We start from the raw sequence: 14,841 nt of genomic DNA on the forward strand, positions 1-14,841 counted from the left end.
CGTACGGCAGCGGCGGCCGGTTGGATGCACAGCGCCGGCTGCATCCAATTGCTGCCCCTGCGCGTACAGAGGACAGACCTTCACCCGCCCGCTGCGAACCCAGATGTACCCTGACGCCGCCAGCACACTCCTCAACTTCGATAGCGCACGCACCGTGTCCAGTTCCCAGCAGCCGAGCAGCGAGCCGACGAACTGGGCCGGTGACATGGACGGCGTGGCGCGGCTGCGCGACCGCGACTGTTTCATGCGGATCTACGACTACTTCATGCCGCGATTGTGCGTGTACCTGCGCGGCCTGGGTGCACCGGATGCGGTTGCCGAGGAACTGGCGCAGGAATGCCTGCTGCGCCTGTGGCTGCGAGCGGCCGACTACGATGCGGCCCAGGGCGCGCTGAGTACGTGGCTGTACCGGATTGCGCGGAACCTGCATATCGATCGCATCCGTCGCGAGCGAAGCTGGATGCAGGTGCAGTCAGCGGTGGAGGATGCTGCCACACTTGACGTGATCGAGCGCAGCAGCGCCGAGCAGTTCGCAGACCAGGCACGGCTGCGCCAGCGCATCAACGAGTTGCCCGCGGTGCAGGCGCGGCTGGTGCGGATGTCCTATTTCGAGGCCAAGAGCCACAGCGAGATCTCAGAGGCGCTGGGCATGCCGCTGGGGACGGTCAAATCACACCTGCGCCGCGCGTTTCTGCAACTGCAGGCCAAAGTGGGAGGTGCGTCGTGAACCCGCATCACCACCTGCACGAATCCACCCTGATGAGCTATGCCGCCGGCGCGCTGCCGGCGCCATTGAGCATCGTGGCCGGTGCTCATCTGGAGCAGTGCCCGCATTGCCGTCACCGCCTGCGCGACGCAGAGGCGATCGGCTCGGTGCTGCTGGAGCAGACCCAGCCACCCGCAGCCGACACGCGACGCGAACAGCTGCGTGAGGCGATGCTGATGCAACTGGCCGCGGAAGCGCCGATGGCCATGGCTGGGGTCGCACGCCCCGTGCCGAAGGAGCGGCCCGAGGCCGATCCGGACCATCTTCCTGCTTCGCTTCACCCGTATTTCGGTGCGTCGCTCAGTGGCCTGCGCTGGCGCTGGATGGCGCCGGGTGTGCACTGCATCCGTGCAGAGCAGATGCCTTCGCTGATCATGCTGAAGATCGCCCCGGGCAAGTGCCTGCCGATGCACAGCCACGGCCGCAGCGAGCTGACCCAGATCCTGCGGGGCTCGTACAACGATGCGCTAGGGCTGTTCGCGCCCGGCGACGTGGCGGATCTGGATGAAGACGTGGAGCATCAGCCGGTGACTGCGCCCGGGGTTCCCTGCATCTGCGTGTCCGCGTTGGATGCACCGTTGGTGTTCAGTGGCTGGCTGGCGCGGAAGATCCAGCGTTTCGTGAAACTCTAGCGGGGGCGACGATGGCCGGGACGGGCGCATTACGGATTCTGTTGACCGGTGCCGCAGGCCTGGTCGGGCAGGGTGTGGCGTTGGCTTGCCAACGCTCACCACATGTGTCCGGCCTGACAGCGCTGGTCCGCCACCCGGGAAGTCTGAGCGGTGCCGGCAGCGAACTGATCGTTCCGGACTTCCTGCGTATCCAGGGGCGGTTGGAAGAACTGGCCGGGTTCGATGCCTGCTTCTATTGCGCCGGCGCACCACCGGTCGGCACCACTGAGGCCGAATACCGGCGCGTGACCTTGGACACGACATTGGCGGTGGCCCGTGCCTGGGCGGCTGCGAATCCCGAAGGGTTTTTTTTGTATGTATCCGGTGCCGGTGCGGACCCTCGGAGCCGGCTGATGCCGTTGAGGATCAAGGGCGAGACCGAGGTCGCATTGCAGGCCCTGCCGGTGCGTACCGTGATGCTGCGCCCGGGCGGCGTGCGGCCGGTATCGGGAACCGGCACGCGCCACGCGGTGCTCAAGCCCTTGTACTGGGGTGGCGCGCCGTTGATGAAACTGGCTGGCGCACTCGTCCCTTCACTGGTCACCAGCAATCTGGCGGTGGGCCAGGCGATGATCGCACTGGCCGGAAGAGAGCATCCGCCTGCGACGGTGGAGTGCGCGGACATCAACCGGATCGCGGCAGGCATGCGTGATCCGGCCGCGTGAGCTCAGTGCGCGGCAGCGTCCAGCGCGGTGCGTACCGCCTGCGCAAGGTCACTGCGGGTAAACGGCTTCGGCAGCAGCGCTGGGAACCGCCCCTGACTGCCCACCGCTTCGTGGTCGCGTGGATAGCCCGATGTGAAAAGCACGGCAATTTCTGGCCAGCGCTCGCGGACCTCGCGGACCAGCTCCCAGCCCGACATGCCGGGCATCACCACGTCGGAGAACAGCAGGTCGACCCTGGTGTCCGGCCGCTCCAGCAACCTCAGCGCGGATGGTCCGTCATGCGCTTCCAGTACGCGGTAGCCCAGCAGGCGCAGTGAATCAACCGTGTGCGCGCGCACATCGTCGTTGTCCTCGGCCACCAGGACGGTTTCCTCGCGCGGCGCGTAACCGGCCAGGCCAACCTGCGGCGCACGTGCTTCGCAGGGCAGGGCCAGCGGTGAGCGCGGGAACATCATGGTGATACTGGTGCCGCCGCCTTCCACCGAATCGATCAGCACGTGGCCGCCGGACTGCTTGACGAAGCCATGCACCATCGACAGACCAAGCCCGGTGCCGCGGCCGACCTGCTTGGTAGTGAAGAACGGTTCGAACACGCGCGCCAGGGTAGCCGCGTCCATGCCGTGGCCGTTGTCGCGCACCCGCAGCATCACGTACTCGCCCGGCGTTGCATCCGGGAACAAGGCGGCGTAATCGTGGTCGAGGTGGCTGTTGTCGACCTCGATCACCAGCCGGCCGCCATGTGGCATCGCATCGCGGGCATTGACCGCCAGGTTCAGTACGGAGGCCTCCAGCTGGCTCACGTCGATCTCCACGCACCAGATGTCCTGGGCGCTGCGGATCTCCAGCTGCACCAGCTCGCCCAGCGCACGCTGCAGCATGTCGTGCATGTCCAGCAGGCGCTCGTTGAGGTTGGCGGCCTGGCTGTGCAGCGGCTGGCGTCGGGCAAAGGCCAGCAGGCGCTGGGTCAGGCTGGCGGCACGGCCCACGCCCTTCAGCGCATTGTCCAGCGCACGGCTGACCGTCGCTCCGGCTTCGCCCGCGCGCTCGTTCAGCAGCATGGCGTGCTCGATGTTGCCGGAGATGACCGTCAGGATGTTGTTGAAATCATGCGCGATGCCGCCGGTGAGCTGGCCGACCGCCTCGATCTTCTGTGACTGGCGCAGCGCATGTTCAGCCTGCAGCCGCGCGGTGGTTTCCACCGCCTCGGAAACCACGGCTGTGACCACGCCTTCGGTATCCAGCAGCGGACGGAACGAGAAATCGAAGCTGCGCCGGCCGGTCGGGAGCTCCAGCTCCAGTGCATGCAACGAACTGCGGCCCTGTACGGCTGCGGCGACGGCCCGGTCGATCAGCGCGCCGATGCCATCGGTTGTGCCGAACCAGATCGATTCGCCAAAGCGCTGGCCAATGACGTCCCCCTTGTCTGCCAGCACCGCGGCCAGTGACGCGTCATTGGCATCAACCACGCGTCCGGACAGATCCAGCAGCACCTGATGCTGGAAGCTGGATTCGAAGATCGCCTGCAGGCGCCGCTTGCTGGCCCTCAGTTCGGTGGTGCGCGCCTGCACCTGTCGTTCGAGTACCTGGTTGTCCTCGCGCAGCGCCAGTTCGGCCTTCTTCAACAGTGAAACATCGCTGCCCATGCAGATGTAGCCGACCACGCTGCCATCGGCGGCTTGCTCAGGCACGCAGTCCATCTGCACGAACCGTGATTCGCCGCTGCGGTGGATCAGTTCGACCTGGAAGCTGGTGCGTTCGCCCCGCAATACCCGCTCCAGGCTGGGCAGGGCGTGCTCGAAGGCAGAAGTCCCGCTGACATCCCGTGCCGCGCGACCCAACAGTTCTGCAAGGCTGAATCCGTGCCAGTCCAGGAACGCCTTGTTGGCAAACCGGTAGCGATGGTCCTTGTCCAACTGGGCGATCAGCGCCGGGACGGCATCGGTTACCTGCTGCAGCTGGGCCTGGCTTTCGTTCAGCGCGGCCTGCGCATTGGCCAGCTGGGTACGCTCGTGCGCCTCCTGGCGGGCGCGGCGGATCGCATCGGGCAAGCGTTGCAGGCGTTGCTTCACCACGTAGTCGCGCGCGCCGCGCGTGAGTGCCTGTACCGCCAGTTCCTCGGTCAGCGTGCCGGAAACAAAGATGAAAGGCGTCTGCGGCACGCGTTCGCGTGCCAGGGCAAGTGCTGCGTCACCATCGAAGCCTGGCAGGACATGATCGGCGAGGATCACGTCGAACGCACGGTTGTCGATGGCCTCGATGAACGCATTGCGGGTCCACAGGCGCTCGGCCTCGAAGTCGAGGCCGGCGCGCTGCAACTGTGCGCTGATCAGCTCCGCATCAAGCGCGCTGTCCTCCAGCATGAGGATGCGCAGGCGCTCGCTGCGGCGCGATCCATCACGCATTGTGCTGCCCCGAGCCGTTGGGCCGATGCGGCGGCGGCTGGTTGGTGATGCCCCAGAACATGCCCAGCCCCTGGATGGCGTCGAAGAACTCCTTGAAGTCGACCGGCTTGACCACGAATGCGTTGACGCCCAGTTCGTAACTGCGAACCAGGTCCTGCTCTTCACGCGAAGAGGTCAGCATCACCACCGGCGTGCTGCTCAGATCCGGGTCGCTACGCACCTGTTCCAGCACCTCCAGGCCGTTGACCTTGGGCAGCTTCAGGTCCAGCAGCACCACCACCGGGCCGCCGTGCATGGCGCCGGCAAACTTGCCTTCGCAGCGCAGGTAGTCCAGCGCTTCGGCGCCGTCGCGTACATGGATGACATCGTTCAGCAACTGGCAGCGCGACAATGCGGCCAGAGTCAGCTCTGCATCCTTGGGGCTGTCCTCAACCAGGAGGATCGGCCGCAGGTCCCTCATGGGTGATCTCCTGTGGAACGGGGTAGGGTGAAGTGAATGGTGGCGCCCTTGCCGGGCTCGCCCTCGGCCCAGGTACGGCCGCCATGGCGGCTGATGATGCGGCGTACATTGGCCAGGCCGATGCCCGTGCCTTCGAACTCTTCGACGTGATGCAGGCGTTGGAACACGCCGAACAGCTTGTCGACGTAGCGCATGTCGAAGCCGCAGCCGTTGTCGCGCACGAAGAAGTGTTCTTCGTCGTCGCTGCGTTCGTGACCAACCTCGATAACAGCCTGGTCGCGCTCGCGGGTGAACTTGATCGCGTTGGCCAGCAGGTTCTGCCAGACCAGGCGCAGCATCGTCGGATCGGCTTCGACCTCCGGCAGCGGTGCGAGCGCCCACTGCACGTCGCGGCCGGCGTAGTCCAGGGCCAGGCTCCGGCGCACATCCTCGGCCAGCGCGGTCATGTCCATCCGCACACGCCCCAGGGTGGAGCGCCCCATCTGCGAGAAGCTGAGCAGGTCATCCACCAGTGTTCCGGCGGACTTGGCCGATTCCACGATCGTGTCCAGGAAGCGGCGCTCGGTATCGTTCAGGCGCTCGCCCGCCGAGCTGCCCAGCAGTTCGGAATAACCGACAATGTGACGGAACGGAGCGCGCAGGTCGTGGCTGACCGAGTAGGAGAAGGCTTCCAGTTCCTTGTTGCTGCGGAGCAGCTGCTCATTCAGTTCGGCCATTTCCTCGGCCTTGCGCAACACGATATCGACGATGGCCGTGCGCATCTCGTGTGCCGCGTCGCAGTCAGCGTCGCTCCACGGCAGACTGCGCTGCTGCACGGTCTCCTTCCAGGCCTCGAACGAGTTGCGCGGGGACAGCGCCACGCCCGGTGCTGCTTCCTTGCGGGGATCGCCACCCCAGCGCACGGTGCGCACCACTTCCGGGCGGAACCACATCAGGTAACTGTCATGCAGCTGCGAAATGGACACCGCCAGCAGGCCGCTGGCGACGTCGGCCAGGTGCGCGGCAGGCGACCAGTCGGCTGCCAGGTGATCGGTGCAGTAGGTTTCCTGGCCGGCCTGCTGCGTGGCCAGCCAATTCGCCAGGGCCAGCACGTCGCTGGCAGAAGGGCACTGGCCGACACGCAGGCAATCGCCCTTGTGCACGATCACCGCGCCGGCCGCGCCAGTCAGCGACAGCAGGCTGGCCTCGTCGTCGCGCAGTGCGGCCATGAAGTCCTCATCACCGGCCATGCGTGCCAGCAGCTTGACCAGCACAGAACGCCGGGCCACGCGCTCTTCGATCGCACGCGCACGCTCCTTCAACGCAATCTGCAGCGACAGGATCTGGCCCATGAACTCGCAGGCAGTACGCACGTGGTACGGCAGGCGGCGCGGCTGCACGGTGTGACAGGACACCAGGCCCCACAGCCGGCCTTCATGCACCAACGATACCGACATCGACGCACCGGTTCCCATGTTGCGCATGTAGTGCAGGTGTACCGGCGAGACGCTGCGCAGCACGGCCAGGCTCAGGTCGGTGGGCGGCGCGTCGCGATGGTCCTCGGCCCGCATCAGCGGGGCCGGGGTGTAGTTGTTGTCCGCAATCAGGCGGACCCGGTTGCGCCGATATAGTTCGCGGGCCTGCGCGGGAATGTCCGACTCAGGGAAGCGCAGGTCCAGGTAGGACGGCAACAGGCCGTTGCCATCCTCAGCCACCACGATGCCGTTCCAGCCGGCATCGAACTGATAGACCAGGGTGCGGTCAAAGCCGGTGAGCCGCCGCATGTGCGCGGCCGCAAGCCTGCACAGGTCTTCCACGGTCGCCGCCGATTCAATGCCGGTCATCAGCTCGCGGATGGCCGGATACAGTTCTTCCAGTGAGCCCGGTTGGCCGGGAACCGGTGCTTCCAGTTCGACCAGCAGATCGTTGGCGGAACGGTGCACCAGCAACTGATGCCGGCCGTGGCCATCCAGATGCACGGCACCGACATGGGCACTGCTGCCGATCACGGCCTGCTGGAACAGGCCCTGGAACGGCGCCAGCACGCCGCCAAACACCTCGCTGACATGCTGCGTCAACGGTTCGCCGAACTGCTGCAGCAGGCCGGGATGGCTGATGGCGCGCTCGCGCACCTGCAGGGACTGCGGTTCAACGACCAGAAGCACACCGTAGGGCTGGATCGCGCCGGGGGTGTGGATCGGTTCGCGCGCGCAACTGGACAAGGCAGTGTCGTGCGCGGACTCAGCAGAAGGCATCAAGGGCGGGACTCATCATTTGTGGATGGCTGGAAAGGCCCAGTGGTACATCCGGTACCCCTCAATGGTGAAGCAAAATCATGCATTCGCCTACCAGTGTATGCGTGTGAAGCGTGCTTCTGTCCAAGCTGAATTCTTCATGTGGGGACGAGGTCGAGCACTTGCAGTTTTCGCGAAGAATACATCTCCGCTGCACATCAGCTCGACAGGTCATTGCCTAGAGTGGATCCACTTCCCTGAGCGACCGCCCCGTGAACCTGCAGCCCGCGCCCCTGTCCCCGTACCGCATGCTGGCTGACAGCTGCCAGTTTGAACTGCTGGATGTGGATGCGCTGCAGGACCCGGCCAGTGGCCGGCTGCTGCACCTGTATTCGCTGGTTGCCCGCTGCCTGTCCTGCGAGACGATCTTCAAGGCCGAAGAAGGGCAGGGCCTGGTCAGCCATACTGCGGCACGGGTGGTGCGGTGCCCCACCGGCTGCGGCCAGCAGGCATTCAAGCCGGCCCTGCTGCGGACCTGGCGCCCGCAGGCCATTGCCCAGGCATGAGCGGCAGGCGACCTTGTCACAGCAGTCCGGGATTGGCTCGCCATACCGCAAAGTTGAGCGCCGAGGCGAACGAAATCCAGGCCAGGTAAGGAAGCAGCAGCACCCCCGCAATCGGGCGGGTGCGCGCGAACGTGACGATCGTCGCGCACACCAGCACAATCAATAGAAGAATGTCGGCGAAGGCAAGCGCGCCCAGCCTCCAGCCGAAGAAGAGCCAGCTCCACAGTGCGTTGACGGCCAGCTGCACCAGATAGAGCACCAGCGCGGGTCGTGCCCCACGCCAGCCACGTTCGCGCCAGGCCAGCCACGCGGCAATCGCCATCATGGCGTAAAGCAGCGTCCACACCGGGCCAAAGACGCTGGCCGGTGGCGCCCACCCGGGGAGGGCAAGGGTGGCGTAGAAGGTGGCCGCCGATGTGGATGCCCACGCGCCCAGGGCGGCCGCCGCGAAGGTGATCGTCACCCATCCCAGAAGACCGGAAATCTGTGAACTCCGCTTCATACCGTACAGCTCCCTGATGCGCATGCTCCCGTATACGCGCAGAGGCCGCGAATGGATGCAGGCTGCGGGCCTTCTCAGTCTGAAGAGCCGGCGGCGCTCGTGCCTTGGCTTGCTGGCAGCAGGGAAGGCTGTTGATCAAACCACTCACGTGCCTTGGACAGATGCCATTGGCGCCGGTCACCGTCCAGCTCGATGCCCGCCCCCAGCAGTCCCCAGCGCAGGTAGAGATCGCCGCGTTTGCGCTGTTCCAGAAGATCCAGCCGCGCGCGTACCGACAGGCGATCATTCTCGGCCTGCAGTCCATCGATGACCAGATGGCCGGGGCGCCAGCGCAGCGTCGCCTGTGCCTGCACCTGACCGGAATCGAGGAGGGACAGCGTCCAGCGTGGGTAGTCGGTGCGCTCTGCGAACAGCGCGAGCAACGGACGGGCATCGCTGAGATCCAGATCCGTGGTGGCATCCACCTGGAATGGCGACTGCGCATCGATACGGCCACGTTTGAAGGCCGCGCGGCCTTTCCAGGCGGTTGCGCGCTCCGTACCCGCCACCTGCACGTTGCGTAGCTCGACCGTGGTGCCGGACAGATCAAAGTGGCGCTGGTTGAAGTCGCCACGGCGCAGCGTTGCGTTCACGTCGACGTCGCCGCCCATGTCCAGCCCCGCCACCTTGGCACTGGCGTTGCGCCCCAACAGCCGGGCCGTGCCATGGCCAACGCGGCCATCGGTATCGAGGGTGGCATCACCGCTGAGTGAGCCGGTGCCGCGCAGCAGGCGCACCTGTTTTGAACCGAGATAACGGTTGTAGGCCGACAGATCTGGAATGGTGGCTTCGCTGAAGCTCAGGTGCGCGCGCACGCCCTTGCGCAGCTCCTGCAGGCGACCGTCGCCGGTCAGATCCAGCGCCAGATCACGACCATCGAACAGCCGAACGTCCTTGGCATCGGTGGGACGCGCGGTGAAGCGGGGCAGGCGGACGGCAAGCAGGGCCAGATTTGGAGCGCCTGACTTCAGTTCCCCGTGCGCGCTGGCGGCACCGGCAAGCCGGACGCCGGCGACCTCGGCAACTGCTTCGGCAGAGGGAATGTCCACCGTGCTGCCTTCGCTCAGCTCGCCGTTGCGCAGCCGCAGGTCGGCCTTCAGTGTGCCGCCGCCGTCCAGTTGCAGCCACGGCTTGCGGACGAACAGGGCAGGGATCCAGTTGAGTGAGGTGAACGTCCATTCGCCGCGCACCGTGCCGGAACTGCGCTCCAACAACTGAGCGAGGTCCTGGAAGGGGATATCACGGCCTGTGATGTGCAGGTCCGCGTCCACTTCGCTGCCTGAGCCGGGCTTTGGCGGCAGGCGGGCCTGCAGGCGCAGGTCGTTGGCCACGTTGAGCTGCAGGGCCAGCACGCCGCGATCGGGGGCGCCGTCACCCAGATAGAGCGGCACCTGCCACAGCGCGTGGTCCTTGGGCTGCAGTTGGCCGTCGATCAGGTGCAGCGCCAGCTGCAGGCGGCCGGGCACGGGCGCGCTGGAGATCTTCGGCTTTGTGACATCCGTATCCATGCGCAGCCCCTGGCTGCGTGCATCAACGTCCAGCTGGGCATGCAGGATCTTCAGTTTGGCGAGCCCCGGCGCCTGGTCCCGGTAATGACGCGGATAGCTGAAGCGTGCGGCAAGGTTCATGTCATCCAGCACCTGCACGCCATCGAAGCTGGTGTCCGCACCCTTGAACGTGACGGTTGAATCGAGCAGTTCCGAGGGGCCACCGCGCAGCTGCTTGATGAAGCCGACCGTGCCCTGGCCCTTGCCGATGATCAGCAACTTGCCGAAACGGGCGCTGCGGATGCTGTCGCTGTGGATGGCATCGAAACGCAGCGTCCAGCCCTGGTCGCTGCGCGGGGGCGGCGGAATGGCCTCGTCAACGCGGCTGATCTCGGCCGATACGCCCGTGGCCTGCAGGCGCGGAACCCGCACTTCGCGCTGGAACAGCGGCAGGACTGCCAGCCTGGCGCTTGCCCGGTCGGCATGCAGCACGTAGACGGTGTGGTTGACGTGGCCGCGCATGTGCACGTTCCAGGCGATCACGTGGCCGGGCAGCAGGGTGATGGCCGGGCCCGTGGTCATCACGAACTTGTGTGGCTTGCGATTGGTGACCTGGTCGAACAGTGGCGTGTTGAGGAAGATATTGCCGGCCAGGATGTAGGCAACATACAAGCCCAGCAGGATGTAGATGGCAATGCGCCATCGCCGGGGCAGGCGATGTGCGGGCGCAGGAGGAGGGGACATGTACCACTCGAACAACGAGGACCCCCGCACTATTGCGAAGTGGGTGGCGGCAGGGTGTGAAGCCGGCGCGTCGCGCAGATTCGTTGTGACCTGCCACGCTAAATCAATTGCAACCCATCGGGATGCCGCCGGGTTTCATACAATCCTTCCGGCATCTGCCCAACATCCAAGGAAGACCCTGTGAGACAACGCGTCATCGTATGCCCGCTGATCCAGAACCAGGGTGCCTATCTGCTGTGCCGCATGCCGTTGGATCGTGGTGCATTTCCGGGCCAATGGGCACTGTCCGGCGGTGGGCTGGAGCCCGACGAACTCATCGAGGAAGGCCTGCGCCGGGAGATCCGCGAAGAGCTGGGGCACGCGCTGCAGATCGGTGCCGTTCAACCATGGACCTTCCGCGACGACATCCGCACCAAGCTCTATCCGGACGGTTCCAGCGAGCAGATTCACATGATCTACCTGATCTTCGACTGCGAAGCACTGAACCGTGACGTTACGATCAACGAAGAGTTTGATGCCCATGCCTGGGTGGAACCGAAGGATCTGGGTGCGTACGACCTCAATGCGGCGACTCGGATCACGCTTCTGGTGAAGGGGCTGCTTTCGAGCTAGTGCAGAAAGGGGCGCCAGGTTGAGATGGAGGGCCTGCGGCAGCGGACTGCCATAGACCATTAACGTGACGCGTCACGCCGGACGGAAACACTTTCCTGTCATGGCACGTGACCGGCCGATGCAATTGGAGGCGGGAGAACGATGAAGGTCCTGCTTTGGGCGCCTACAGGTTTGTTTGCCTTGCTGTCATTGTCGCGGGGGGCGGTTTGGTCTGCGGCTGGATCGCCTGGGTCATGCACAAGACTCTGATCGGACGATGGAGGAAGCCGTAGCTGCCAGGCCGCGAGGGGCACGCTGGGGAGGCTGGCTTCTTGGCTTGGCATAGCAAGGCCGGTGATTGAGGCGAGCGGTACGCCAGCGTCCTCGGGGATGCTTTGAACATAATATACATTATGCGAAATGAAGTGCTTGGCCTGATCCGGTTCTTCGGCTCGATACGGCTATGGCTGCGGCTTTTGGCTTGGCTCTTGCGTACCTGCTCGTTCTCCCGCCAAGGATGAGCTCGCAGCATGATCAAGATGGATCCCCACGACCGCATAGATCTAACCGGCCCTTCGGCCGGTTTCGGATTCCAAGGTGGGCACATGTTCACGCCCGAAGGTCATCAGCTGGAGCCATGCGACATGGCTTGGTGGTCCCTGACCTGCAACATTGCACGCGAATGGCGGCTGTTGATGGCTGAGGCGGCTCCACGGGTCTCGCTCTCCCCAAAGAGCATCCTGCAAGGCGAAATCTAGCGTCATCTGCCTAGTCGAAGCCCTCAGGATTCGCCGAGAACGGCAGTCCGACGTGATCCCGGAGGAACTCGCGAACCTGATCAACGGCCGTATTCGACCTTGTACATGTGGCTTCAGTGTGTTGCCTTTGTGCTCCTCTTGGAAGCTACGACCACCATGCAAGCCGTCGTAGAGGAATTGGCAATAAAGCGTCCGGGATCTTCGGCTGGTCAAGTCGAACAGGCGAGCGCTCTCAAATGGAAGGCTTTTGCACGGGCACTAATCCTTTTCGGACTGAAAGAAGCTGGACGTCCTTTGGGTTAACTGTGCGCCTAAGATTCTCAATGACTTTGCGCTGAGTCTCCGGGGTCCAGAAGATACGCAGCACCCGTTTGGAGCGAGTGATTGCTGTATAGAAAATGCTGTGAGTCAGGTCGTCTTCGTTGGCGTCGGTTACGACAACCTTCACGGAGTCATACTCCAGTCCCTGTGCCTTATGAATAGAAACGGCGTATGCAACCTGAAATGGAACTACATTCTGCGCTTCGTCGTCATCATCGTCGCTGGTATCTTGGTCGGTGACTGAGAAACGAATGGTTGAATCGGCAACCCACTCCAATTCGGTGCCAGCAACATCCATGGCGGTGAGAGGTCGATCCACTTGGACGTCAAACTGAAGTGACTCCAGGTTCTGCTGCATGGCTGTGATTCGACCTTTAAGATTATTATATAAAACGGGGCGAAACCTTCCGGAGTCGTTGAACAGGACTGGGTCGCCAACTTTGTAGGTTGCTTCTCGCCAAATAACGGCAGGATTCAGGTTTCCGCTTTGCAAGAATCGATTTATGTTATTTATTCCATACAGCCCATCATAATTAAGACAAAGTATGATCTCGTCATCACTTGCGCGTTGAAATAACGTGCTGTCTAAAATGCTTGAGTAGCCATTTTTCGCAATGACCTCATCTATATCATCTTCAATGTGCCTAACCTTGTTCCAAAGGCGCAGGAGGGGTTCGCTGCTCGTTCTAAAAGGCGTAGTTAACTCGAATACGGCACTCTCCGGAAGGAATGAGCGAATAACCGAGAACCAGTTTCCGAACTGAATGGACTCAATTTGGTAGACGTCACCCACAAGAACGAGAAGTTTAAAGGAGGTCTTTTCGAGCACCTTCAGTAGTGCTGAATTGCTGACCGTACTACACTCGTCGATAATAAGTAGATCATATTCAACGCCCAGTCTCGCCTGGTGGATATGTTTGCTGACCGTTCGGAACGTCGCATTCTGAGTATTGACCTTGCGAATGAGGTTGTCGATCGCAGGGTGTGTATGGGCGAGGAATAGTTTGGTCTTGTCGCCAAAGAAGTTTGCGATGTGATCGACCATGGTCGATTTGCCTGTGCCTGCTGCCCCATAGATTAGGGCTACCTTGGAATCGGAAAAGAGGCGCTCAAGGGCGTCTTTCTTAACCGGGTCATCCACATGCTGCGACGCTTGCTGAAGCCATCGCGAAATTGCACTACTGTATCCGGCCAACCCTCCACTTGCTTTAGCTTGAAGCTTCTTTACGATCGTTGCCGTCTCTTCTTCGTAGCCGCGAATGAATACGTGGCCCTTGTCTTCTTCGATCGTTCGATGGCTATGTTTGTAGTACAAATTTCTATTGTGTTTATCCGCAAGCTCTCTGATGTCACCAAATGATTTGAGCTCTGCTGCGGCCGTGTATAGCATTCCATACTGCTCGACGTTGATGTGAACTCTTCGCGCCATGATTTCGTGCTTCCGATCGCCCGCGCCTATTGCCTCTATGAGATCAGAAAATCGAGGGTTATGGTCCACAAGCGAGGTGCAGAATGGCATTGTCTCAAATGGTATGCAGCCAAATTTTAGGTATAAATTCGAAAGTGGAGCGCATGGTTCCGACGAGTACTGTCCACGAACCACTGAATTCTGCAGTCGTAGAATGAGGTAGCGGACGAGATTGTGGCCAGGTAAAGATCCACCAACTATGCGGCGTGCTTCGTCAAGAATCGGGTAGATCGCCAACCGGGTATCGGTGGATTTAGAAACAAAGCGCGCGGCATGATATGAGTACTGATCCATCTCCATTAGGTCCAGTAAACTTCCCTCGGTGTTGGTTAGCCACTGATTTAGGTGTCTATATTCTGCCGATGCACCGGACACCTGACTATGGATGCCAAGAATTCGCCCGAGATTCTTTAGCTCGCAAGGCCTAATAGATACATCCCAAGCCCTGATGATAGTGATGGGCATGTCCTGCTCCAGAACGCGAATTGAATCACTCTGAAGGACCAGGTAAGCGGAGTAGCTGTCGTTAAGATCTATGTCAGTAAAGGCAATTACTCGATTAGATTTGCTTGATCGATCAGTTGCGCGATTAAATGTAACTTCATAGTAGATCCGCCCGTCTGCAAAGAATGGTCGGATTTTGTGGATATAGTATCTAGCGCCGCGCTCGCGATCCACGCGATCCCCAGTAGTCCGCTCAATTCGCTGAGCTATTTTACGATGGTACTCTCGTAGCGACGGATCGAGATCGAACGGGAAGCGCTCCAGGTTCTCCAGTATGTTGATACCGCACGCGCTACGCATCAACGTCCTCAGGCGGTACATGTAGCCGTAGTACTTGAGCATCAGTCGCTCTGAAGAATCACCATCAAGCGTGTAGTGTGAGGCGCTCGCCTGGAGCAGGCGATGAAAGCGGGCAAGGAAACCTAGTTTCCCTTGGCTGCGAACATAAGCTTGGGCGGGCTTCACTGCGTCGTAAGTAAAAGTCGCGGCGCCTCCGCCTTGGTGGAGATATACCATTGCACCCTCTACCAGGTTGCGAAGTTGTGCAAGCACATTCTGAGAGAGTAGCGGGCGCTGGCCGCCCAGTGCGGCGATGTTTTCACAAATGGCTGCACTTGAGCGAATTACCTGATCTGCTACGCTTGCCATCTACTATTCCTTCAGTTCGGGGCCGCCGAGAAATAG

At 62.2% G+C, this 14,841-nt stretch carries 12 protein-coding genes; 6 read left to right on the plus strand and 6 right to left on the minus strand.

Annotated features, from left to right (window positions below; genetic code table 11):
- Positions 1-103: 103 nt before the first annotated feature.
- From GOC52_RS10270 to GOC52_RS10280, 3 genes are read left to right on the plus strand one after another with little or no spacing between them, the layout of a single operon-like run.
- On the plus strand, positions 104-727 hold the full coding sequence (locus GOC52_RS10270; RefSeq protein ID WP_019337472.1) for a sigma-70 family RNA polymerase sigma factor: 624 nt from the start codon (positions 104-106) through the stop codon (positions 725-727).
- Positions 724-1,398, plus strand: coding sequence for a ChrR family anti-sigma-E factor (locus GOC52_RS10275; RefSeq protein ID WP_019337473.1), 675 nt, complete (start codon positions 724-726; stop codon positions 1,396-1,398). The genes GOC52_RS10270 and GOC52_RS10275 overlap by 4 nt, the downstream gene beginning before the upstream one ends.
- An 11-nt stretch (positions 1,399-1,409) precedes the next feature.
- Complete coding sequence (locus tag GOC52_RS10280; RefSeq protein ID WP_043395697.1) at positions 1,410-2,102, plus strand: Rossmann-fold NAD(P)-binding domain-containing protein; 693 nt, start codon at positions 1,410-1,412, stop codon at positions 2,100-2,102.
- 2 nt (positions 2,103-2,104) lie between these two features.
- On the opposite strand, the gene GOC52_RS10285 is transcribed toward GOC52_RS10280, so the two are convergent.
- Genes GOC52_RS10285 through GOC52_RS10295 form a run of 3 tightly spaced genes read right to left on the minus strand, consistent with a single transcriptional unit; the run spans position 2,105 to position 7,198 of the window.
- Complete coding sequence (locus tag GOC52_RS10285) at positions 2,105-4,504, minus strand: hybrid sensor histidine kinase/response regulator (protein WP_191851347.1); 2,400 nt, start codon at positions 4,502-4,504, stop codon at positions 2,105-2,107.
- Positions 4,497-4,964, minus strand: coding sequence for a response regulator (locus GOC52_RS10290; protein ID WP_010485778.1), 468 nt, complete (start codon positions 4,962-4,964; stop codon positions 4,497-4,499). Before GOC52_RS10290 ends, GOC52_RS10285 begins: the two co-directional genes overlap by 8 nt.
- Entirely contained in the window at positions 4,961-7,198 is a 2,238-nt protein-coding gene (locus tag GOC52_RS10295; protein ID WP_191851349.1) for an ATP-binding protein, read from the minus strand. Before GOC52_RS10295 ends, GOC52_RS10290 begins: the two co-directional genes overlap by 4 nt.
- 251 nt (positions 7,199-7,449) lie before the next feature.
- Between GOC52_RS10295 and GOC52_RS10300 the strand changes: the two genes are divergently transcribed.
- The gene (locus tag GOC52_RS10300; protein WP_049409812.1) at positions 7,450-7,743 is read left to right on the plus strand and encodes a hypothetical protein; all 294 of its coding nucleotides are present in this window, start codon (positions 7,450-7,452) and stop codon (positions 7,741-7,743) included.
- Between the two features lie 16 nt (positions 7,744-7,759).
- Here GOC52_RS10300 and GOC52_RS10305 read toward each other — a convergent pair whose 3' ends face one another.
- Together GOC52_RS10305 and GOC52_RS10310 are read right to left on the minus strand one after the other, a co-directional pair.
- Entirely contained in the window at positions 7,760-8,245 is a 486-nt protein-coding gene (locus GOC52_RS10305; protein ID WP_057502820.1) for a TspO/MBR family protein, read from the minus strand.
- Positions 8,246-8,319: 74 nt separating this feature from the next.
- On the minus strand, positions 8,320-10,515 hold the full coding sequence (locus tag GOC52_RS10310; RefSeq protein WP_191851351.1) for an AsmA family protein: 2,196 nt from the start codon (positions 10,513-10,515) through the stop codon (positions 8,320-8,322).
- Positions 10,516-10,695: 180 nt separating this feature from the next.
- Here GOC52_RS10310 and nudI point away from each other — a divergent pair, with 180 nt between their 5' ends.
- Positions 10,696-11,127 carry a nucleoside triphosphatase NudI gene (gene nudI / locus GOC52_RS10315; protein WP_191851354.1) on the plus strand — a complete coding sequence of 144 codons (432 nt, stop codon included), beginning with the start codon at positions 10,696-10,698 and terminating at the stop codon, positions 11,125-11,127.
- Between the two features lie 509 nt (positions 11,128-11,636).
- Complete coding sequence (locus GOC52_RS10320) at positions 11,637-11,864, plus strand: DUF3653 domain-containing protein (protein ID WP_238794439.1); 228 nt, start codon at positions 11,637-11,639, stop codon at positions 11,862-11,864.
- Between the two features lie 232 nt (positions 11,865-12,096).
- Here GOC52_RS10320 and GOC52_RS10325 read toward each other — a convergent pair whose 3' ends face one another.
- Positions 12,097-14,805, minus strand: coding sequence for an ATP-dependent DNA helicase (locus GOC52_RS10325; RefSeq protein WP_191851355.1), 2,709 nt, complete (start codon positions 14,803-14,805; stop codon positions 12,097-12,099).
- Between the last annotated feature and the right edge of the window lie 36 nt (positions 14,806-14,841).

The sequence above is a fragment of the Stenotrophomonas sp. SXG-1 genome, assembly GCF_014083965.1.
GTDB lineage: Bacteria > Pseudomonadota > Gammaproteobacteria > Xanthomonadales > Xanthomonadaceae > Stenotrophomonas > Stenotrophomonas geniculata.

Excerpts from the sequence above, each read along its gene's own strand:
- GOC52_RS10270 (WP_019337472.1), top strand. The coding sequence starts at position 104 with ATGTACCCTGACGCCGCCAGCACACTCCTCAACTTCGATAGCGCACGC.
- GOC52_RS10280 (WP_043395697.1), top strand. The coding sequence starts at position 1,410 with ATGGCCGGGACGGGCGCATTACGGATTCTGTTGACCGGTGCCGCAGGC.
- GOC52_RS10285 (WP_191851347.1), bottom strand. The coding sequence starts at position 4,504 with ATGCGTGATGGATCGCGCCGCAGCGAGCGCCTGCGCATCCTCATGCTG.
- GOC52_RS10290 (WP_010485778.1), bottom strand. The coding sequence starts at position 4,964 with ATGAGGGACCTGCGGCCGATCCTCCTGGTTGAGGACAGCCCCAAGGAT.
- GOC52_RS10295 (WP_191851349.1), bottom strand. The coding sequence starts at position 7,198 with ATGCCTTCTGCTGAGTCCGCGCACGACACTGCCTTGTCCAGTTGCGCG.
- GOC52_RS10305 (WP_057502820.1), bottom strand. The coding sequence starts at position 8,245 with ATGAAGCGGAGTTCACAGATTTCCGGTCTTCTGGGATGGGTGACGATC.
- GOC52_RS10310 (WP_191851351.1), bottom strand. The coding sequence starts at position 10,515 with ATGTCCCCTCCTCCTGCGCCCGCACATCGCCTGCCCCGGCGATGGCGC.
- GOC52_RS10320 (WP_238794439.1), top strand. The coding sequence starts at position 11,637 with ATGATCAAGATGGATCCCCACGACCGCATAGATCTAACCGGCCCTTCG.
- GOC52_RS10325 (WP_191851355.1), bottom strand. The coding sequence starts at position 14,805 with ATGGCAAGCGTAGCAGATCAGGTAATTCGCTCAAGTGCAGCCATTTGT.